Annotated in this window: 17 protein-coding genes and 3 pseudogenes; 10 read left to right on the top strand and 10 right to left on the bottom strand. The window is 70.3% G+C overall.

Going from position 1 to position 20549, the window contains the following annotated elements:
* The 4 genes from AB7J25_RS24610 to AB7J25_RS24595 all read right to left on the bottom strand — a co-directional run.
* Window positions 1–575: shikimate kinase (locus tag AB7J25_RS24610; protein WP_428512606.1), on the bottom strand; the 575-nt coding region annotated here is incomplete at its 3' end.
* Window positions 572–1744, bottom strand: coding sequence for a chorismate synthase (gene aroC / locus AB7J25_RS24605; RefSeq protein ID WP_428512604.1), 1173 nt, complete (start codon window positions 1742–1744; stop codon window positions 572–574). The genes AB7J25_RS24610 and aroC, both read right to left, overlap by 4 nt.
* Window positions 1745–1775: 31 nt before the next feature.
* Window positions 1776–2444 carry a prepilin peptidase gene (locus tag AB7J25_RS24600; protein WP_428512602.1) on the bottom strand — a complete coding sequence of 223 codons (669 nt, stop codon included), beginning with the start codon at window positions 2442–2444 and terminating at the stop codon, window positions 1776–1778.
* A gap of 1090 nt (window positions 2445–3534) precedes the next feature.
* Window positions 3535–5409, bottom strand: a complete 1875-nt coding sequence (locus tag AB7J25_RS24595) for an ABC transporter ATP-binding protein (protein WP_428512600.1) — start codon at window positions 5407–5409, stop codon at window positions 3535–3537.
* A gap of 130 nt (window positions 5410–5539) precedes the next feature.
* Between AB7J25_RS24595 and AB7J25_RS24590 the strand changes: the two genes are divergently transcribed.
* On the top strand, window positions 5540–6544 hold the full coding sequence (locus AB7J25_RS24590; protein WP_428512598.1) for a phosphotransferase: 1005 nt from the start codon (window positions 5540–5542) through the stop codon (window positions 6542–6544).
* 13 nt (window positions 6545–6557) lie between these two features.
* On the top strand, window positions 6558–7316 hold the full coding sequence (locus AB7J25_RS24585) for an HAD family hydrolase (protein WP_428512596.1): 759 nt from the start codon (window positions 6558–6560) through the stop codon (window positions 7314–7316).
* A gap of 41 nt (window positions 7317–7357) precedes the next feature.
* On the opposite strand, the gene AB7J25_RS24580 is transcribed toward AB7J25_RS24585, so the two are convergent.
* The 3 genes and pseudogenes from AB7J25_RS24580 to AB7J25_RS24570 form a co-directional block, all read right to left on the bottom strand.
* On the bottom strand, window positions 7358–8497 hold the full coding sequence (locus AB7J25_RS24580; RefSeq protein WP_428512594.1) for a CaiB/BaiF CoA transferase family protein: 1140 nt from the start codon (window positions 8495–8497) through the stop codon (window positions 7358–7360).
* A 24-nt stretch (window positions 8498–8521) separates the two neighbouring features.
* Window positions 8522–8893: pseudogene (locus tag AB7J25_RS24575) on the bottom strand (ABC transporter permease); the annotation flags it as partial.
* Window positions 8894–8905: 12 nt separating this feature from the next.
* On the bottom strand, window positions 8906–10525 hold the full coding sequence (locus AB7J25_RS24570; RefSeq protein WP_428512592.1) for a protein kinase domain-containing protein: 1620 nt from the start codon (window positions 10523–10525) through the stop codon (window positions 8906–8908).
* 21 nt (window positions 10526–10546) lie between these two features.
* On the opposite strand from AB7J25_RS24570, the gene AB7J25_RS24565 reads away from it, so the two are divergent.
* Window positions 10547–11347 carry a hypothetical protein gene (locus tag AB7J25_RS24565; protein WP_428512590.1) on the top strand — a complete coding sequence of 267 codons (801 nt, stop codon included), beginning with the start codon at window positions 10547–10549 and terminating at the stop codon, window positions 11345–11347.
* A gap of 27 nt (window positions 11348–11374) precedes the next feature.
* Here the strand turns inward: AB7J25_RS24565 and AB7J25_RS24560 are convergent, their stop codons facing one another.
* The gene (locus AB7J25_RS24560) at window positions 11375–12103 is read right to left on the bottom strand and encodes a hypothetical protein (protein ID WP_428512588.1); all 729 of its coding nucleotides are present in this window, start codon (window positions 12101–12103) and stop codon (window positions 11375–11377) included.
* Between the two features lie 299 nt (window positions 12104–12402).
* Between AB7J25_RS24560 and AB7J25_RS24555 the strand changes: the two genes are divergently transcribed.
* Both AB7J25_RS24555 and AB7J25_RS24550 read left to right on the top strand, forming a co-directional pair.
* Complete coding sequence (locus tag AB7J25_RS24555) at window positions 12403–13182, top strand: NlpC/P60 family protein (RefSeq protein ID WP_428512586.1); 780 nt, start codon at window positions 12403–12405, stop codon at window positions 13180–13182.
* Window positions 13183–13323: 141 nt separating this feature from the next.
* Window positions 13324–13623: a DUF397 domain-containing protein gene (locus AB7J25_RS24550; RefSeq protein ID WP_428512584.1), complete on the top strand. Its 300-nt coding sequence runs from the start codon at window positions 13324–13326 to the stop codon at window positions 13621–13623.
* Here the strand turns inward: AB7J25_RS24550 and AB7J25_RS24545 are convergent.
* Complete coding sequence (locus tag AB7J25_RS24545; RefSeq protein ID WP_428512582.1) at window positions 13587–14435, bottom strand: helix-turn-helix domain-containing protein; 849 nt, start codon at window positions 14433–14435, stop codon at window positions 13587–13589. The two genes, AB7J25_RS24550 and AB7J25_RS24545, sit on opposite strands and share 37 nt — an antisense overlap.
* Window positions 14436–14608: 173 nt before the next feature.
* Here AB7J25_RS24545 and AB7J25_RS24540 point away from each other — a divergent pair, with 173 nt between their 5' ends.
* From AB7J25_RS24540 to AB7J25_RS24525, 4 genes and pseudogenes are all read left to right on the top strand, one after another.
* Window positions 14609–15820: a PQQ-binding-like beta-propeller repeat protein gene (locus AB7J25_RS24540; protein WP_428512580.1), complete on the top strand. Its 1212-nt coding sequence runs from the start codon at window positions 14609–14611 to the stop codon at window positions 15818–15820.
* A gap of 368 nt (window positions 15821–16188) precedes the next feature.
* Window positions 16189–17058 (top strand): YncE family protein, encoded by an 870-nt coding sequence (locus tag AB7J25_RS24535; protein ID WP_428512578.1) that lies wholly within the window; start codon window positions 16189–16191, stop codon window positions 17056–17058.
* Window positions 17059–17129: 71 nt separating this feature from the next.
* A complete protein-coding gene (locus tag AB7J25_RS24530; protein WP_428512576.1) occupies window positions 17130–17630 on the top strand; it encodes a hypothetical protein in 501 nt (166 codons plus the stop codon).
* A gap of 201 nt (window positions 17631–17831) precedes the next feature.
* Window positions 17832–18024 (top strand): annotated as a pseudogene (locus tag AB7J25_RS24525) (IS1634 family transposase); the annotation flags it as partial.
* A 246-nt stretch (window positions 18025–18270) separates the two neighbouring features.
* On the opposite strand, the gene AB7J25_RS24520 reads toward AB7J25_RS24525, so the two are convergent.
* The gene (locus tag AB7J25_RS24520; protein ID WP_428512574.1) at window positions 18271–19998 is read right to left on the bottom strand and encodes an IS1634 family transposase; all 1728 of its coding nucleotides are present in this window, start codon (window positions 19996–19998) and stop codon (window positions 18271–18273) included.
* Between the two features lie 132 nt (window positions 19999–20130).
* On the opposite strand from AB7J25_RS24520, the pseudogene AB7J25_RS24515 reads away from it, so the two are divergent.
* Window positions 20131–20421 (top strand): annotated as a pseudogene (locus AB7J25_RS24515) (IS1634 family transposase); the annotation flags it as partial.
* Window positions 20422–20549: the final 128 nt, after the last annotated feature.

Genomic DNA, 20549 nt, shown 5'->3' with positions numbered 1-20549 from the left:
AGCACGTCGGACTCGCCCGGAAGGTCGTCCTCCGCGGAGCGGGGCGCCCCCGGGTCGGCCGCGCCCAGAGCCTCCAGGACGGCGCGGGCGACCTGGTTGGTGTTGCGGCGCACGGTGTCGATCTCGATCGTCGCGACCTCGCGGTAGAGCGGTGTGCGGGCCTCCAGCAACGCGCGGAACGTCGCTCGCGGGTTGACGCCCACGAGCAGCGGCCGGGCCGTCGACATGCCGGTGCGGCGCAGACCGTCCGCCAGCCCGACCGTCAGGTAGACGACCTCGTGACCTCGCAGCCGTTCCCGGGTCTCCGCCGCCAGCACCGACCCGCCGCCGAGCGCGAGGACACCGCTGGTCGTGCCGAGGGCGTGGGCGACCACCTCGCGCTCCAGCGCCCGGAACGTCGGCTCGCCGTCCTGGGTGAAGATGTCCGAGATCGGCTTGCCCGCCCGCTCCACGATCAGCGCGTCGACATCGGTGAACTCCAGCCCGAGCCGGCGGGCCAGGATCTTCCCGACGGTGGTCTTCCCCGAACCCGGTGGCCCGACGAGGACCACGCGAGGACGTCTCCCCGCGCTCATCGCGTGGCGTCCCGGTACGCGACGAGGTTGCGGCGCGTCTCCGCCAGCGAGTCGCCACCGAACTTCTCCAGCGCGGCGTCGGCCAGGACGAGGGCGACCATCGCCTCGGCGACGACGCCCGCCGCGGGCACCGCACACACGTCCGAGCGCTGGTGGATGGCCTGCGCCGGCCCCCCGGTGGCGACGTCCACGGTGCGTAGGGCGCGCGGCACCGTGGAGATCGGCTTCATCGCCACGCGCACGCGGACGGGCTCGCCGTTGGTCATGCCGCCCTCGATGCCGCCCGCGCGGTTCGACAGGCGCTCGACCCCGTCCTCGCCGGGGACCATCTCGTCGTGTGCGGCGCTGCCGCGCCGCCGTGCCGTGCGGAACCCGTCGCCGATCTCCACGCCCTTCATCGCCTGGATGCCCATCAGCGCCCCGGCGAGCCGGGCGTCCAGGCGCCGGTCCGACTGCACGTACGAGCCGAGCCCCACCGGCAACCCGTAGGCGATCACCTCGACGACACCGCCGAGCGTGTCGCCGTCGGACTGCGCAGCGTCCACCTCGGCCACCATCGCCGCGGTGGCGGCGTCCGAGTACGCACGGACCGGGCTCGCGTCGACGCGATCCAGGTCCCCTGGGCCGGGCAGCTCGTCCTCCGGGGCCTCCGCCGTGCCCAGCGAGACCACGTGGGAGAGCACGGACACGCCCAACGCCTGGGCGAGGAACGCCTTCGCGACGGTGCCGAGGACCACCCGGGCGGCGGTCTCCCTCGCGCTCGCCCGCTCCAGCACGGGGCGGGCGTCGTCGAACCCGAACTTCGTCATGCCGGCGAGATCGGCATGGCCGGGCCGCGGGCGGGTGAGCGGGGCGTTGCGGGCGCGGTTCTCGATCAGCGCGGGGTCGACCGGATCGGCCGCCATCACCGTCTCCCACTTCGGCCACTCGCTGTTGCCGATCCGGACGGCCACCGGTCCGCCCTGGGTGCGCCCGTGCCGGACCCCTCCGATGACCTCCAGCTCGTCCGCCTCGAACTTCATCCGCGCACCCCGCCCGTGGCCGAGACGGCGGCGGGCCAGCTCGGCGGCCAACTCCTTCGTGGTGATCTCGACCCCGGCGACCATGCCCTCGAGGACGGCCACCAGGGCCGGGCCGTGCGACTCCCCGGCGGTGATCCAGCGCAACACGACGACCTTCCTTCCACCCGCTCCCGGCCGATCAGCCTAAACCCGGGCCCGCGCCGCCCAGCGCCGTGCCGAGCGTGACCGTCCACGCCGCGAGCAGCATCGACGGTCCGTGCGGGACGCCGCCGCCGCGGCGGACCCGGCCGGAGATCGCCGCGACCCCGCCGAGCGCCGCCCCGAGCATCGCGGTCAGCGCGGCCGCCAGCACCGCGGCCGGGACGAGGGCGGCGAGCGAGCCCGCAGCCAGGACCGCACCCAGCGGGCCGGCGAGCTTGACGTCCCCGCCGCCCATCGCCCGGGGCGCGCACCACCGGATCGCGGCGTGCGCGCCCACTGCGAGACCCGCTCCGGCGAGACCCCGCAGCACCGCGGCGGCGCCGAGCGGGACGACGAGCAGCAGCGCGGCCGGCAGCGCGGGGAGCGTGAGCGCGTCCGGGAGCCGCCCGCGGGCGAGGTCGACCGCGCCGAGCGCGGCCGCGAGCCAGCCCACCCCGAGCAGCGCCGGGAGCCAGGCCCCCGGCAGCGCTCCGCTCACCCACAGCCCGCCGGCACTCCCCCAGAGCACGGCGACGGCCAGCTCGCACCCCGGCGGCCGGACCGGCGCACCCCGGGGCAGGCGCCCTACGAGCCGCCGGGCCGCGGCGCCTGCGAGGGCCCCGGTCAGTGTGAAGGCCGCCGTCGCGATCACCGTCACGATCATCATGGCTCGATCATGGGAGCGAGCGCGGCGGGGACGCCAGACCCGTTTCGCACGCTGTGGACAACCCGGCACGAGGTGGACAACCGGCTGCCGGGGTGTCCTCGGAGGGTGCGCGGCGGGCGGATCCGGCGGCGTGCGGGGTGCCGTCGTCGGCCTCGTCTTCGCAGGGTCTTGGCACGCCTCGCAGATCCCTGCGGAGCACCTCGCAGGGCTCGGGGACGCCTCGCAGGAGCTGCAGCATCTGCGAGGCGCATGCAAATCCTGCGAAGCCGCCGCCGACCGGGCGGCGGACACCCGGCCAGCGGCGGACACCCCGCCGGCGCGCGGTCATCGCCAGCACCGTCCTCGCAGACCCCGCACACACCCCGCACACCCCTGCGCAACACCTCGCAGTGCCGGGGGACGCCGCCGCAGACCCCTGCACGACACCTCGCAGATCCCTGCGCAACACCTCGCAAAGACCACGCTCGCCTCGCAGACCCCCGCGCAGAACCTCGCAGAGACCACGCTCGCCTCGCAGACCCCTGCACGACACTCGCAGAGACCGCGCACGCCTCGCAGGAGCTGCACCATCTGCGAAGCGCACGCAAACCCTGCGGAGCCGCCGCCGATCAGGCGGCGGCCGACCCCCCGCCAGCAGGCGGTCATCGCCAGCATCGTCCCCGCAGGCCTGCCCACTACCTCGCAGACCCCTGCACGACACCTCGCAGAGACCGCGCACGCCTCGCAGGAGCTGCACCATCTGCGAAGCGCACTCGACCCCTGCGAGGCGGCGCTCAGGGCCGGCGGAACACGACGGCGGACGGGGTAGAACACGGCGGTGCCGGGCGGGAGTGCGCAGGCCCGCGGCAGGCGGCGGCGGGCGGGAGTGCGCGGGCCCGCGGCACGCGGCGGCAGGCGGCACTCGGCGGCGGCGGGGAGCACGCGGGGCACGCGGCGGCGGCCCGACGCCAGCGGCCCGCGCCAACACCAGCGGCCCGCGCCAACACCAGGGGCCCGCGCCAACACCAGGGCCCCCGCCACCCCCGGAAGCCCCCAGCCACCCCCGGAGCACGCGGCCGCAGGCGGCCCGCGCCGAACGCGGCAACCCCCGTCACGCCACCGGTGCCGCCACCGCACCCGCCCGCCGGTGCTGGTCGCAGACGGTCGACCCGTCACGGAACAGCACACCGTCCGCGCACCGCGCCTCGACGGCACCACCCGCGAACTGCTCGGTGTAGAGCCGCGCGTAGAGCCCGCCGCGGGCGAGCAGTTCGGCGTGGGTGCCGCGCTCGACGATCCGGCCCTCGTCGACGGCGAGGATCACGTCCGCGCCGAGGACGGTGGACAGCCGGTGCGCGATCGCGATCGTGGTACGGCGGCTGGTCGCGTTCTCCAGCGCGTCCTGGACCAGGCGCTCGCTGGTGGTGTCCAGGGCGCTGGTGGCCTCGTCGAGGATGAGGATCCGGGGATCGGACAGCAGCACCCGCGCGATCGCCAGGCGTTGCTTCTCCCCGCCGGAGAGCCGGTAGCCGCGCTCCCCGACGACGGTGTCGTAACCCTCGGCGAAGCTCAGGATGCGGTCGTGGATGTTGGCCGCCCGGGCGGCCGCCTCCAGCTCGGCGTCGGTGGCGTCCGGCTTGGCGTAGCGCAGGTTGTCCGCGACCGTCGCGTGCAGCAGGTACGTGTCCTGCGTGACCATCCCGATGGCGTCGGCCACCGAGGCCTGGGTGAGCTCGCGGACGTCCTGTCCGTCGATGAGCACCCGCCCCCGGTCCACGTCGTACAGGCGCGGGACGAGGTAGGAGAGCGTGGTCTTCCCCGACCCGCTCGGGCCGACGATCGCCGCGAGCTGCCCCGGCTCGACGACGAACGAGACGTCCCGGACCGCCCACGCGGGTTCCCCGGACGTGTCCGAGGGGTACGCGAACCACACGTTCTCGAGCTCCACCCGCCCCGGCTCGGGGCTCGGCGGCAGCACCCGCGCGGCCGGGGCGTCCACGATGCGCGGCTTCAGGTCGAGGTACTCGAAGATCCGCCGGAACAGCGCGAGCGAGGTCTGGACGTCCAGCCCGACCCGCAGCAGGTTGACGGTCGGGAAGATCAGCCGGCCCTGCAGCGTCGTGAACGCGACGATCGTGCCCGCGCTCACGCCGGTGCCCGCCGCGATGAGGAACCCGGCGACCAGGTACACCAGGGCCGGGGTGACGTTCATGAACGTCATGACGACCGCGAAGAAGGACTGCCCGGTCATCGCCTGGCGCACCTGCAGCCCGACCTGGCGGGCGTTCTCGGCGCGGTAGCGCTCGATCTCGTAGGCCTGCCGGTTGAACACCTTCGCGAGCAGCACCCCCGAGACGGACAGCGACTCCTCGGTGATCGCCGTCATGTCCGAGAGCGACTCCTGGGTGCGCCCCGCGATGCGCTGCCGCACCCGGCCCACGCGGGTCTGGAGCAGCACGAACACCGGCATCAGGACGATCGCCACCAGCGTGAGCTGCCAGGACAGCAGGATCATCGCCACCAGCGCGGCGGTGACCGTCACGACGTTGCCGAGGATCGAGCTCGCCGTCTCCGAGAGCACCGACTGCACCCCGCCGACGTCGTTCGCGAGCCGGGACTGGATCGCACCGGTGCGGGTGGCGGTGAAGAACGACAGGTCCATGCGCTGGAGGTGCTCGAACAGCCGCCCACGCAGGTCGGCCATCACGCGGTTGCCGAGCAGCGTAGTCTGCCAGGTCTGGAACACCCCGATCAGCGACGCGACGATCGGTATCACCACCATCCCGGCCACCAGCCAGCACAGGAGCGGCAGGTCGACCGGCGAGCCGTCCACGGGGAAGAGCGCCCGGTCGAACGCGGCCTGGGTGAGGAACGGCGTGATGATGCCGAGGCCGCTGCTCGCGAGGACCGCCACGACGATCACCACGAGCGTCGTGCGGTAGGGGGTGAACAGCGCCCACACGCGGCGCCCGAGCCGATCGTCCATGGCGCCGAGCGTAGGCAGCCGGGCCGGCCCACGCGTCGACGGCGTGGCGCGGCTGTGAACTCCCGGTGAACCACCGACGTCGGCACGGCGACCTCCGGTTCAATGGCCGTCTCGGTCGTTCGGAGGACGGTTGGACGGGCACTACGTCGGCAGGGTCTCGCCCCAGGACCCGCTGCACGGGATGCTGTCGCGGATCATGGTCGAGCGGCTCGGCGTCGAGCACCCGGCCGGGTTCGGCGCGTTCCGGATGCGCGCCGGCGACGAGGTCTACGGCTACGAGGAGCGCGCCAGCGGCACGCGCCTGGTCGGCAAGTTCTTCGGCCACCGCTTCGGGTGGGACCGCGAGCGGGCCGCGTCGAAGGCCGGCAGGGAGTTCGCGAGCTACGAGACGCTGCGCCGCTACCACCTGGTCGGCTCGCCGCACCACGTCGTGCGGCCGCTGGGGCTGGACCGCGAGATCAACTGCGTGCTCGTGCTCGAGTACTACGGCGGTGAGTCGCTCTCCAGCGCGATCGCCCGGGCGCTGCGCGGCGAGCACGACCACCTGTACGGCAGGCTCACCTCGCTGGCCTTCTACCTGGCCACCCAGCACAACCGCACCGCGAACGGCACCCACGTCGACTTCGGGACCGACCTCGGCTACCTCGGCCGCCTCCTCGACGCCCTGCGGGTGGCGGGCCGCCTCGGCGCCTGGGACGTCGACGAGATCGGGTGGCTCGCGCAGCTGTGGAGCCTGCGCCCGCGGATGTGGGCCGACCGGCAGGTGTGGCTGCACGGTGACGCCACCCCCGCCAACTTCCTCTTCGGCGGCGGGCTCGACGTCGGCGCCATCGACCTGGAGCGGATGCGCCGCGGGGACCGCGTGTTCGACGTGGGGCGGGTCGCGGGCGAGCTGCAGCACGCGTTCCTGCGCGCCACCGGTAGCCGCGAGGGTGCCGAGCCGTTCATCGGCCACTTCCTGTGGGAGTACTGCGGCCACTTCCCCGACCGGGACGCCGCGTTCGCGTCCGTGACCGCGCGCGTCCCGTTCCACATGGCGGCGAACCTGCTGCGGATCGCGCGCAACGACTACGTCGATCCGCCGTACCGCGCCAGACTGGTCGCGCAGGCCAAGAAGCTCCTGCGCACACCCTGACCGAACGGGGCCCATGGACGACATCCGCGCGATCGTCTTCGACGTCAACGGCACGCTCGTCGACATCCTCACCGACGAGCACGACGACGCCGTCCACCGCGCGGTCGGCCACCTGCTGACCTACCAGGGCATCGACGTGCGCCGTGGGCGGGTGCGCGAGCTCTACCACGCCTACGTCGACCAGCAGCGGGCCGCGAGCGGGGAGGAGCACCCCGAGTTCGACGCCGTCGCGATCTGGGCCCGGATCGTCGACGAGCACGCCACGGACTACACCCGGTCGCTGCCCGCCGGGAAGCGGGCGCAGCTGCCGTTGCTGCTGGCCGAGACCTACCGGGGGGTGTCCCGGCGGCGGCTGCGGCTCTACCCGGGGGTGCGCGAGGTGCTCGACGAGCTGGCCGCGCGGTTCCCGCTGGCCGTCGTCACCGACGCGCAGAGCGCATGGGCGCGGGCCGAGCTGCAGCACGTGGGCCTGCTGGAGCTCTTCGACCCGGTCGTCGTGTCCGGCGACCACGGGTTCCGCAAGCCGGACGGGCGGCTCTTCCGGCGCGCGCTCGCCGGGCTGGGGGTGGCGCCCGAGCACGCGCTCCACGTCGGCGACGACATGTACCGCGACGTGCACGGCGCCCAGTCGGCCGGGATGCGGGCCGTGCTGTTCAGCTCCGGTCGGGGGCGGGACACCTGGGGGGACACCGTGCCGGACCACGTGATCGACGACCACCGCGAGCTGCTGGACCTGCTGGGCCTGGCCCCGTCGAGAACGACGTTGTGCTGATCAACAAGGCGTTCCGGGCTGCGTAAGGTCGTTCTCGACGGTCACCCCGGGGCGGCCAGCCAGGCGAGGATCGCGTCGGTGTGCTCCCCGAGGGCGGGCACCGGGTCCATCCGGGCCGGCCTGCCGGGGAACCCGATCGGCGGCGGGAGCGCCCGCAGCTCCCCCGCGGGTGAGCCCACGGTCGTCCACCGGCCGGCCAGCTGGGGATGCTCCAGCACCTCGGCGACCTCCCGGCGGCGGGCGTGCGCGATCCCCGCAGCGGCGAGCCTGCTCAGGAACTCCGCACCGGAGATCCCGGCGAGCACCGCACCGATCTCGGCGTGCAGGGCGGGCCGGTTCGCCACCCGGCGGGCGCCGGTGTCGAAGCGGGGGTCGGTCGCCACCTCCGGCCGCTCCAGCACCCCCGAGCAGAACGCCGCCCACTCGCGCTCGTTCTGGATCGAGAGCACGACCTCGGTGCCGTCGCCCGCGGTGAACGTGCCGTAGGGGGCGATCGCGGAGTGGCTCGTCCCGGTGCGCGGGGGCGGGGTGCCGCCGTAGCCGGTGTAGTAGAGCGGGAAGCCCATCCACTCGACGAGCGCGTCGAACAGGCTGATCTCCAGGTGCGTGCCCGCGCCCGTCCGCTCGCGGTCGTAGAGGGCCGCGAGGACCGCGGAGAACGCGTAAATGCCCGCCCCGATGTCCGCCGCCGGGATCCCCGCCTTGGCGGGGGCCTGCGGGGTACCGGTGACGGCGACGAGCCCCGCCTCGGACTGGACGAGCAGGTCGTAGGCCTTGGCATTCCGGTACGGGCCGGACGGGCCGTAGCCCGAGATCGAGCAGGTGATCAGCCGGGGATGGCGCTCGCGCAGCGCCTCGTGGCCCAGCCCCAGCCGCTCCACGGCGCCGGGCGCGAAGTTCTGCACGAAGACGTCCGCGCGTTCCAGGAGCCGTCCCATGACCTCCCCGCGGTCGGCCTTGAGGTCGAGCGCGAGACTCTCCTTGGAGCGGTTGAGCCACACGAAGTGGCTGGACAGGCCCTTGACGGTCTCGTCGTAGCCGCGGGCGAAGTCGCCCCCGTCCGGGCGCTCCACCTTGATGACCCGGGCGCCGAGATCGGCGAGCTGGCGGGTGGCGAACGGGGCGGCCACCGCCTGCTCGCACGACACGACGACGATCCCGTCGAGCGGAAGCGCGGGCATGCGGCGATCCTGCCAGGCGGCACGCTAGCGCCGCCGGGTGAGCGCCACGGCGATGATGATGATCACGCCCTGGATGATGATCTGCTGGCTGACGTCGAGACCGGCCAGGATCAGGCCGTTGTTGATCAATCCGACGAACACGGCGCCCACGACCGAGCCGACGATCCGCCCGGTCCCGCCGAACAGGCTCGTCCCGCCCAGGACGACCGCCGCGATCACCGAGAGCTCGTCCCCGGTCCCCCACTGGAAGCGGCCGGACTGGAGCCGCCCCGCGTAGAGCATCCCGGCGATGCTCGCGACCACCGCGGAGATCACTAGCACCGCGAAGGTGACGCGCCTGACCCGGACCCCGCTGAATGCCGCGGCCACCGCGCTGCCGCCCGTGGCGAGGACCTGCCGGCCGAACGTTCACGGTGTGAGGGTCGGGGATCCCCACAAGACCATCGCTTTATCGCCGGTGCAGTTCTGGGTTCCGACGGTGGGATTGTTGATCAGTAGGCGGAGTCGCAGGGCTCCCGTGACCGGGACGTTCACCTGCATCGTTTTCCCGATGGTGAGCGATCCCGACGCGAGCAGCTGGTTGTCGACCAGGACCTTGTAGCTGGCGGTCGCGTCCGAGACGTCGTCGTCGCGCAGGCCGACCGTCGCTGTGAAGGTGTTCCAGTCGCGGGCGAGGTCGTAGTCGATCCAATAGTCGCCGCCGTTGCGACCGGAGCACCAGGCGGCCATGCTGACGGCGTGTCCGTGCTGCGTCCCGCTGGTGCTGGCCGGGCCGGTCTCCCAGCCTCCGTTGTGGCCGATGTGGCTGTCCGTGTCGACGGGGCGCAGGTTGTCGAGGAACTGCGGAGTGAGTGGCAGACCGGTGGCGTCGGTCGGCTCAGGTGGGTTCGGCGATGACGTGGACGTGGGTCCGGATGCGACGCCGGTCTCGGTGCCGGACGGACCTGCCGGCACGCCACCGGGCAGAGGCGCTGCCCCGAAGAGCTGGGCGGCGATGGCGCCTGCGACGACGAGTGCGACGCCTGCGGCGAGGTACAGGGGCCATCTGCGACGGCGCCTGCGGTGTGGGGGATCGACCTCCGTCGGGTACTCGGCCGCGGCGACGGGCACGCCGGAGGAGCTCGGTGTCAGCTTCGGCGGGTCGGCCTCGCCTCCGGTGGTGAACTGCGAAAGAGCGTCGGCGGCGGAGTCGAGCCACTCCCGCAGGGCCCGGGGACGCGCTTCGGGCGGTGCGTCGAGGATCTGCAGGATCTGCCGGACCAGCATGGGGCGGCGAGCCGTCACCGGGCTGAGTCGCAGGAGGGACTCGATTGCACCGCGGTCGAGCCAGCCGTCCGGCCCGGTGGGAGGAGCCTGCCCCGTGAGCACCTGCGCAGTGGTGACGGCGAAGGCATAACGGTCGGCTTCGGGGGTCGCCAAAGCCCGCGGTGATCGCAGTTCGGGCGCGGCGTAGGGCGCACTTCGACCAGCCACGCCGTTGCTGTCGGCGAGTCGGGCGAGGCCGAGGTCGACCAGGACGGTGCCGGTCCCGTCGCGGACGACGATGTTGGACGGTTTGACGTCGCCGTGGGCGACGGCGACCTGAGTGTGGCGGCCGGAGTGCATCTCGTCGAGGGCAGCGGCGACCATGCGCAGCATCCGCAGCCGTTGCCCGGCCGTGGCCTGTGGGTTCTCGTCGCACCACTCCCGCAGCGTCGGGCCGTCGATGTAGTCCATCACCACGACGTTGACCCGCGACCCGGGGTCCGCGGCACCCGGGCGGTGCATGGCCGGGCCGCTGAACACGTCGGTGACACGCACCAGGCCCGGGTGGCTGAGGCTGCGCAGGAGGTGGCCGAACTGTTGCCACTGGTACTCGTCGTCGCCGACACCATGAAGGATCTTGACCGCCACCATCGAGCGACCCTCGGCCGACAGCGGCAGCACGGCCTGCCAGACTTCGCCCTCGCCGCCGCCACCGAGTGTGGCGATGAGCCGGTAGGTATCGGGTCGGGCGGCGGGCCCGATCCAGAAGTCGTTGGGGGCCATCAAACCTCCAGCATGCAATCGGTGACGACCGACGATCTCGACGTGGTCTGCGGAGTGTGCCGGTGTGGCGGGAAGGACATCGGGATGACCGACGAGCGGTGGATGTTGGTCTTCGAGTCCTCCCGGGAGCGCAGCGTGCTACCCGTCGGGTTGCGCGTTCAGGTCGGGCAGTCGCTGCGGGCGGGCCGCCACGGCGATCTTCCCGTCGGTGTCGAGCTGGACGACCGCGGCATCTCTCGTAATGCGGCGACGGTGACGGCGACCGAGACCGGATGGGCCGTGGAGATCACCAACACCCACGGGGCGGTGGTGCACCCGTGGGCGCAGGCCCCGTTCCCCGCCGCCGGGCACCAGACGCTCAGCTGGCCACGTGTGGCGATCCGGCTGCTCAACGGGGCAGCTCCCGGCGGCGAGGCCGCCGGTCACCGGCATTGGCTGCTGTTGGAGGCCGACGGCATTCCGGTCGAGGCGGACGGCCCGCGCAGGACCGCGAACACGACCAGTCGCACCGCCGAGGCCGAACGCCCACCGGAGTTGACCCCCAGCCAGCACGAGGCGCTCGCCCTGGTGTTCGCCGAGTACCTGCAGTGGTGGCCGATTCGCCCGGACCCCGCGGTGCGCAAGCTGTATACCGTCGCCCACCGCTTGAAGATCAGCGAGACCGGCGTAAAGGCCCGTCTCTCCAACGCCCGCGAGAAGGCGCAGCGACTCGGCCTGCACCGCACGGTCGGACTCACCGACCCCGAGTACCTGTTCACCCTCGTCCGAGCCGGATTTCTGCCGCTGCGCGGACCTCGCCCGCACAGGCGACTGTTGTACTGACCACGTCGAGCACGCATGGGTCATCGCTCAGGCCGATGGAGCGGCGATGTCGACCGGCGCGCCCCAGTCGCTGAACGTGCAGTCGACGGTGCGGGTCTCGCGGTCCGTCGAGACGGTCCAGTGCGCGGCCACCAGGCGGTCGTTCGGGTCGAGGGTGAGGTTCAGGTCGAGGTCGATACGCGTCTCGCCGACATTGCCCAGTGCCGGAACGCCGATGTGGCGCAGTGCCAGGTTGGCCGCCTCGCGGAAGTCGGCGTGCATCCGGTACTCAGTATTCGCCGACCCCAAGACGGTCGAGGAGCCGGAGAGGCTGAACGCGTCGGCGGATCCGTCGAACTGGGTGAACCACAGGTTCCCGATGACCGGCAGCCCGGCGGGCTGTACGGCCAGGCCCGCGAGCGACTCGCGCAGCGGGCTCTTCTGCCACGTCCCGGTCATGCTTCGGACGAAGACGTCCTGGCCCACGATCACGATCGAGTAGTCCCGGTTCCGCTGGTCTTTCAGGTCGACGGTCATGTCGGTCCCGTCCGACGTCACGTCCATGCCGCCGCTGAAATTCACGACATCCACCCCAGGGGACTCGACGGACTGCCCCCGGAACGACACCGTGGCATCGGCGAGCTGCTGTGTGCGCAACGCCTTCGCCAGCTCGGCGACGGAGCCGTAGGTGTGCGGTGTCGGCTGTCCCCCCGGTAGGACGGCGCAGGCTGACACGAACATGAGCAGAACGAGTGGGAGCAGGACCCTACGTCGCACGGCGGCTATCCCTTCGAGGCAAGTGGGCCGCGACGAGATCGGGAAGCGGCGGCTGTCGCTCCGGAATTCGGCGGAACGGCAGCCGGTGTTACCCGTCGCGGCCGGAGATGCGGACTGGAGTAGTGGCGCCGGCGAGCGGCAGGACGGCAAGGCTGCCGCAGAACAGTCTTCTCGGCGATCACCGGTTCAGGGTCTGATCGACAGGCGTTCATCCGAATCGCCCGTACCCGCTCTGGAGGCTCGCCGTGACCCTTTCGACCCGCGCCCTCCCTGACCCAACCGCACCACCGCCTCAGACGGTGACCCCCAGGCGGCGCCGCGCCGCAACAGTGCTCGCGATCGCCGCCGCTACCGCCGGCACGATGATCGCGATGGCCCCGGCTGCCGACGCCGGGGCGTACAGCGTCGCCTACACCGGCGGTGACGGTGTCGCGCTGCGATCCGCGCCGACGGCGAACGCTCGGCTGTCGCCGATGGTGGTGTGGCGCGACGGCACGCCGATCACGATCATCTGCCAGACCTGGTCGCCCGACGGCGTCGGGCCCCGCGCCAACCACATCTTCAACCGCGTCGTCTACCCGGCCCGGTCCGAACCGACGTGGATCCCCGACGCCTACGTCTCCGGCAGCGCGGCCGCGAACGTCTTCACCACCGGCATCGCCCGCTGCGATGCGTCCGCACCGGCCCCAGTGGCACCGACGCCCGCCGCTGACACCGCGATCGCCTGGATGAACGTCCGGATGGGCAGCCACCAGTTCGACGGCTACTGCCTGGCCGCGGTGTACCAGGCCTATCTCGCGGCCGGCCGCGACATCACCGCAGGCCTGCCCACCGGTCCCGCCCGCGACAGCGCCTACAGCTACTGGACGATCGCGCGCAACCGCCACCCCGGCGACCGCAACCCGCCCCGGGGCGCGCTGGTGTTCTTCCGCTCCGCAGCCGGCGCCCCCGGTCACGTTGCGATCAGCCTCGGCGGCGGCCAGATGATCACAACCTGGGACGGGCGCACCGCGGGCATCCACACCATGCCGATCAGCGGGTACGACCCCGCCCGTTACCTCGGATGGGTCGGCGTCTGACACCGCCGAACCGCCCGGTACTCGGGCTCGGGCACCGCGGTCATGAGGGGGACCGCGGTGCCCGAACCCGAACTGCCCGCCGATCGTCCTGCCCGGCCCCACCCGTGCACCGAAGCCTTCCCACCCATCCAGGAGAGTGCCATGCCCAGCTCCCCCACGACGCACACCGGCGATCACGCCCGCCACCGGCCACTTGGCTGGGCCTGGCGGCACAGCAGCTTCAGCCAGGGCTCGGACCAGACCTGCGTCGATGTCGCCGTGCGCGACGACCAGGTGCTGGTGCGCGACTCGAAGGACCCGGACGGCCCGCGTTTGCGCTTCACCCACCGCGAATGGCAGCTCTTCCTCCTGGGCGTGCGGGCAGGCGAGTTCGAGCTGCACCCAAGAACCGCGGACACGTCGCCTCACAGCCGCGCCAGATGCTCGCGGACGATCTCGTGAGATCGTTCCGGCGACGCGGCGGCGCTCGCTGCCTCGGCCAGCGCGGAGGTGTAGATCGCGACCTGGTCGGGGTGTTCCACGAAGCTGTTCGCATCGAGCTGTTCACGGAAGACGACCTGATCGGCGTCGGTAGCACCGCCGAGCCCGAACACGGTGAAGCTGACCCCGACCGCCGGATGGGTGGCCGCAGTGAACTCGACCACCTGGATCGTCACCGTGGGCCGCTGTGCGACCGCGAGGAGATGGCGCAACTGCTCCGCCAACACGGCCGGTCCACCGACTCGCCGGCACAGCACCGCTTCGTCGAGCACGACGTGCAGCCGCGGCGGCACGGCGCGGTCGAGCAACTGCTGGCGACGCATCCGCAGCGCGACGCGCTGCCCGGCCAACGGCAGATCGATCCCAGGCACCGAGCCGATCAGCGCCGCCACGTAGCTGCGGGTCTGCAGCAGGCCCGGGACGAGCGAGGCACTGTGGTGCGCGATCGTGACCGCCGCGTCCTCCAGGCCATAGAACCGTGCCGAGCCCGGGGGGACGATGTCGGCGAACTCGTGCCACCAGCCTCGTCGCCTCGACTCGCGCGCCCGCGCGAACAACTCGTCGCGAGCCGGCCCGACGACGTCATAGAGCTCCAGCAGGGCACGCAGGTCCTGCACCCCGACCTTTACCACGCCCGTCTCCATCCGCGACACCTTCGCTGGTGAGCACTCCAGGTACCGCGCCACGTCTTCGACGGTGCGACCCGACGCAGACCGATATCGCCGCAGGTCAGCGGCAAGTCTGCGGCGATCCGCGACGGGCCCTGATGTCACCGAAGATCACCTCGCTGCCAGTCCAGCACACGTGGCCGTAACAGAGGCTCGGTCCGCACGACCTCTCTGACGCCCCCACCGTAACGGCCTCACGTCGACTACTGCAAAGTGCAGATGGCAAACTGCACGGTACGCCCTGGCCGACGGCCCCTCATCAAAGGAACCCGACGACTGTGAGCCACCCTGAGCCCATCTCGGCGAGCGGACGGCGACTCGTCTTCGTCGCCGCCGTGATCGCCGCCTTGATCACCGCGTGCGGCACCGTCCCGGAGTCGCCTCCGGCGACGATGCCGTCGTCGGAGATCTCCCTGGACGGGGAATCGGAAGCGACGAACCAGCTCCAGGCCGGCGAACGACACCAGCTGGAGAGCCGGTTGGATTCCGGCAGCGTCGTCAGCAATGGAAGCCGGATCGCCACCCGAAGCTCGGACGGCTCGATTGTGGTGCTCGACATGAGCGGCAACCCGACACTGACCATCACCGATTCCTCGCGGTTCGCCGCCGAGTGCGGGCTGAACATGGTCCGCACAGCCGACTACACCGACCAGCTGCTCACCTTGACGATCGACGCGACACCCGCGGCAGGGATCACGCCGGCGACGAACAAGGCCCACTTGTACGCCACGGACGCCCGCACCGGTGCAGCACTTTGGGACACCGTCCTTCCCGGGTCTGACGGCAACGCCACGGCCTACTGCGCAGCCAAGGAGTACCTCTCTTCGCTGCGCACGACGAGCGACGGGCGCTGGATCGTCGGCACCTACCCACAGGAACACGCCACCGTGATCGACAGCAGCACCGGTCAAGCCAAGGAGATCGCGGGCGTAATTGGCGTCACCGGGGGAGCACTCTTCGCCAGTACCTACGACGGCGACGAAATAACCTTCCTCGACCCAGCAACCGGCGCCGTCACGGGGACCACCGACGACCCGACGCTGGTTCGCAACCGGCGGACCGTCGCCATTCCCGGCACGACACGCGTGCTTGCCTCGGACTCGCTCGGGCGACTCACCGCACTCGAGCTCCCGAGTGCCCGCAGCGCGTGGAAGGTGCAAATCCCCCCGGCAAGCTCCACCACTTTCAACCATGCTGACGAGGTGAACGGGCTGGTCGACATCTTCATGTTCGACGGCGGGGCGCCCCGCGCAACGAACGGCACCGTGTACGCCATCGACCGTGTGGGGCGTGTCGTCTGGCGCCAGCCCGTCTCAGCGGTTTGCGGAGTGATGGCGGGCAAGGTCATCGTGACGGTGAACTTCCAGCTCGCCATCCTAGACGGCTCCTCAGGCGAGCAGTTGTCCTACAAGTCCGACGTCGCGACCTGCCCGCAACTGCTTGGCAACGGCTACGTCCTAGATGGAGGCGAGATCGAGCGACTCTTCTGAGCGAATCAACGTTTCCGACCCCCATGCGACATCCGTCCGATGCAGGCAGCGCCGAGACATTCGAACAGGCTTAACTCACTCGACCTTGCTGCCTACGACCTGGCAGCAGAGAGGCCCGTTCGAACGAAGGTAGATGAGAAAATGAGTAGAATTGAGCTGAGATGATTGCCCGACACGATAAAGCGACCCACTTCCGTGCGTCCAGCCAGTACCACTTGCTATTCAGCAAGAAAGCGTGGCCTGCGCGCAGCGTAGGAGTTAGTGGTCTGCTCGTTCTGTTGCTTGCCCTCGGGGGGTGCTCCGGCCTAAGCGGCCCGCGCCTTGCGGTTGCCGATATCAACGTCAGCGGCAGCCCTGGGGGGCTAGCAGTGAGCCCGGATGGCAAGAGACTTTTCGTTGCAAATGGTGGAGAATCTGGTGCGGGATCGATCCTGGTCATCGACATCGATGGAGACGCGAATACCGCTGTAGCGGACATTCCATTGGATGCGCCCGCTACGGGGATCACTGTCGATCATAAGGGCGTAGTCTCTGCTGTCATGAGCCTTGCCGGCTACGGTGGCTCCGGCGCACTTGTGACAGCGGACCCGGCCACGTTCAGGGTCACGACCACATCGATCGGCTCAGATCCGCGCGACGTCAGCGCCGGCAGAGGCGGAGGGCTGTACGTTGCCCATGGTTCAACGGTATCCGTCGTGAAGCCGCCGCGCGCTAGCGCGACCATTGATACGGATGTGGCACCCCAAGGTTTTATCCGCGTCTTCGTCAATCCGGCCGGGACTGTGGCATGCGCCATAGCTGCAGGGGATACGTCTGGATCCTTCTTTCTCATCGACACTGCTGCCCGCAGCGTTATCCAGAGGGTCTTCATTGAGGAATTCCCCGACTCCGGCGCCTTCTCGCCCGACGGGCGTTTATTGTATATTGCAGAGGAGTCGAGGGTGAGTGTATTCGATGCAGTCTCGGGAGAACCCTTGCATCAGATCGCGCTGAGCGAGAATCCAATCGACTTTGCATTGGCGCCCGACGGCCGGCACGCCTACCTCGCAAACCAACTGGCGGGATCAGTTTCCATTATCGACCTGGAAGCCAGAGAGTTGACGAATGAGGTCGACGTCGGCAAGTTGCCAATTGCCGTGGCTGCATCTCCTGATGGGCGAAGACTCTACGTGAGCAACAGCGGATCGGCAACCGTCTCCGTCGTAGCCTTGGACGGCCCGGGTGTCACGCAGAAGTAGAGGACCAGGTCGGCGGGCTGACTATGAGTAACAATTCAGGCGCAAGCGGCCTCGCGGGCGGCATCCTCGCGATGGGTGCGCTCTACTGGTTCGGGGTGTTCGCGGCGTTCGCCATCGCAATAGTGGCAGTAGGAGCAATTGCCGCCGGGGTGGGCTTGGTCATCTACCTCGCTTTGGCCGGGCGCGCCTATATTCGTGCCCTACGCAGCCGCGATGCGCACAGAATCCGGGACGCCCTGTTGGCTCCCGTTGTAGGTGTAGCCGTAGGGCTTCTATTTGGAGACAGTGCCGAGAACGGAATCCGCCAGCTTCTGAAAGTATTCGAAGACATTCAGGATAATGGATCCTGGGTGGCCGGCCTCGCGGCAGGCCTGATCTTACTTTCAGTACTCTATGGACTGCTCTGGGTCGGCGTTGCATTTCCATTCTACGTGACAAGTGAGTCCGCAAACAAGCGTACAGCCGGATACGCGATCTGTGCATTCTACGGCATTGTATACGCTGCGGTAACGATACTTATCATCGAGTTCATCGCGTGCCGCGAGGCATTTCCGAATAGTGGATGTATCTAGCCGTGCGAACAGGCGTGGCCGAGCACGTACCCACCATGATCGCGAGCAGTTCTGCGGCGTCCTGCTCTGTCTCGAGCATGGCGCCCTCCTGACTCTTGCCACTTTGTTGATCTTGAGTGGTTGTATGTGGCCTGACCTGCGGGTTCGTCGGTTGGGTGGCCGGAATGGGTGCACTAATGCGGGCTCGTAGAGTCGGTGGTCGTGGCGTACGTGCGCACCGTCAAGACCGCGTCCGGGGCGACGGCGGTGCAGATCGTGTACTCCAAGCGGCGTGGGGCGCGGCGGATGGAGCACGTCGGGTCAGCCCACGATGAGCGGGAGCTGGAAGCGCTCAAGGCGGCCGCGGCGCAGCGGCTGGCCGGGGGCCAGCAGCAGTTGGATCTGGAGGCGGTCATCGACCCGGCCGCCGACGGCTCGGCCGAGGGCTCGACTCTGGTCGGGCCGATCGGTCTGGTTGCGGGGACGCTGCCGATCATGGCCTCTCGGATGGGGCATCTGTGGGATGGGTTGTGCCGGGCGTATGAGCTGCTCGGGTTCGACCGGGCCACTGGCCGGGACCCGGTGTTCCAGGACCTGGTCCTGGCCCGGATCGTCGAGCCGACCACCTGAGTTTGGTCAAAGTCGTTGGTGCGTGACGCAGTCAGTCGCGGAGCGCGGCCACGATGGGCTCGAGTTCGGCCGGGATCTGGGGTGGGAAGGTCTGTTCGGCGCCGTTGATGGCGATGGTGGCCGAGCGCAGGGGTCGCAGGGAGCGGACGATCTTGCGGATGGACAGGCCGGTTCGGGTCTGGGCGGTGCGGGCGACGGCGAGCGCGGTGAACACGATGGTCAGGTGGGCTTCGATGCTGTCGCGGGTGCGGTGGAACATCGGCCGAGCGGCGAGGTCGGTCTTGCTCATCCGGAAAGAGGCCTCGACGTGCCAGAGGTCGTGGTAGGCCTCGATCACCGCGGCCGCGTCCATGATGGTGGCGGGCAGGTTGGTGACGTAGCCCTTGAGCCCGGCGAGGCGTCGTGCGCGGGCGAGGGCCTTCTCGTCGAGGGTCTGGCCGTCGCCGGTGGTCTTGACGAACCGCGGCGTCCGCGCGCAGGCCTCGCCGTTGACCACGGCGCGGGCCCGGACCTCCTGGGCGTTGAGGGTGCGGTTGTCCCGGGCGAACCGCTTCGCCGAGTAGGTCCACACCGCTCGCCACGATCCCGGATGGGCTGTCGGGTCCCAGACAGGTTCGGCCCGCAGCTTGGTGTTGTTCGCGGTGTTCGCGCCCCGCTTGGGTGTGATGGTGTCGATGACCTGGCCGTCGGTGAACCCGTCGCCGTGCCAGCCGAAGTGCGACTCCAGGTCGATCGGCGCCTTCGACTGGCGCGAACCGACGATGAACGTGAAGCCTGCCTCGTCCAACGTGGTCAGGTTCGCCGCAGACAGCATCCCCGCATCCGCAACGATGATCATGTTCTCGATGCGGTGCCTGGTGTGGAACTGCTCGATGATCGGGACGATGGTGAGCTTCTCGGCCTTGTTGCCCTCGAAGCAGCCGATCTCCAGCGGGAAGCCGTGTCGGTCGACCAGCAGGCCGACCACGATCTGCGGGTCGACCCGGCGCTCCTTGGAGAACCCGACCTTGCGCAGCCCGTCCTCCTTGTCCGCCTCGAAGTAGAGGGTGGTCACGTCGTAGAGCACGAGACTGACATCACCGCAGCTCAGGGCGTGTGCGAAGCACAGGTCTGCGATCCAGTCCCGATACGAACCAGCGCCCGCCGCCGCGCTGGACGCCTTGCCGGAGGCCGCGCAGGAGGCACCGCAGGACCCAGCACCGGGTTCGGTCGTGGTGGTCTGCGCAGCCCGGCGCAGGGTGCGGCGCATCGTCGAGTACGACGCCGCCCCGCGGCCGAAGTCGGCGAGGACCCGCCCAGCATCATGCAGCGCGGTGGGCTCCACGACCCGGGCGATCACCAGGTCGCGGAACACCTCGTCACCCAGGGCGCTGAACCCGAGGGCGTCGTACACACCGGCCAACAGGTCGAACAACAGGACCGACGAGGTGGACACCACCCGAGCGGGCTCGGCGGTGTCCACCGACCCACGACCACGCGCCGGGCCGGCGGCCGTCGACGTCGAGTCGAACAGGGCCGGGTCCTGCGGCGACGCAGCGAGTCGATGACGGCGCTCGACCTTCGCCAGCCCCAGGTCGAGCTCGCCCTGCGCGGCGTCGTCGAGCATCCCTCGGGCCCGCGCCATCAACAGCCCCAATTCGGCCTCGGTATGTGCCGAACCCAGGTGCGCGACGATCCGCTGCTTGCGCCCGGACACATACTCGGCGATCTGCACCACTGTGGCGCCCGAGCCGGTCCGGACCCGCCTGATGAACGCCACGACCCGGCAGCCTACCCACCGGTTAGTGCGTGAATCCCGCACCAACAGCCCACATCACCGCAGGTCAGGACCCTGCCGTCTCACCTCACCCGATCACGTGACCAAACTCGGGTCGGAGGCGAACAGGCGCGCGCGATCGAGGCGGCGGGGTTGTCGTTCATCCTCGGAGCCCGCATCACCGACATCCCCTACGTGATCACCCAGTGGCGCCGCGAGCACCCGGAACAGCAGCCCCCGGACGGGCTGATCCTGACCCAGCCGTGGCCGGCCGGACCGCGGGATCATCGCCGTGACCAGGTCATCTACTACCAGTACCGCCACGATCGGGCCCGGCGCACGCTGCGCGGGATCGATGAACAGGTCAAGGCCGAGCGTGCGGTGGCCGGGAAGGTGTCGGTCAAACGCAACCGGTTCATCCGCCTGGCCTGAGTCGGGACACTCCTGGTGGGAGTCGGGGGTGGGTAGCGCGCTGACCTGGGGGTTCTTGGGCTCGGGAGCGGGATCTGGTCACTAAGAATGGGTGGGTAGCCTCGGGCCGGTGGGCTCGCGGT

Source organism: Pseudonocardia sp., from assembly GCF_050246655.1.
Lineage (GTDB): Bacteria > Actinomycetota > Actinomycetes > Mycobacteriales > Pseudonocardiaceae > Pseudonocardia.
This window is presented reverse-complemented; position numbering and strand designations above follow the sequence as displayed.

Bases quoted from the DNA above. Each gene is read 5' to 3' on its own strand.
- AB7J25_RS24600 (WP_428512602.1), bottom strand. From the start codon at position 2,444: ATGATGATCGTGACGGTGATCGCGACGGCGGCCTTCACACTGACCGGG.
- AB7J25_RS24595 (WP_428512600.1), bottom strand. From the start codon at position 5,409: ATGGACGATCGGCTCGGGCGCCGCGTGTGGGCGCTGTTCACCCCCTAC.
- AB7J25_RS24585 (WP_428512596.1), top strand. From the start codon at position 6,558: ATGGACGACATCCGCGCGATCGTCTTCGACGTCAACGGCACGCTCGTC.
- AB7J25_RS24580 (WP_428512594.1), bottom strand. From the start codon at position 8,497: ATGCCCGCGCTTCCGCTCGACGGGATCGTCGTCGTGTCGTGCGAGCAG.
- AB7J25_RS24570 (WP_428512592.1), bottom strand. From the start codon at position 10,525: ATGGCCCCCAACGACTTCTGGATCGGGCCCGCCGCCCGACCCGATACC.
- AB7J25_RS24550 (WP_428512584.1), top strand. From the start codon at position 13,324: ATGCCCAGCTCCCCCACGACGCACACCGGCGATCACGCCCGCCACCGG.
- AB7J25_RS24530 (WP_428512576.1), top strand. From the start codon at position 17,130: ATGGGTGCGCTCTACTGGTTCGGGGTGTTCGCGGCGTTCGCCATCGCA.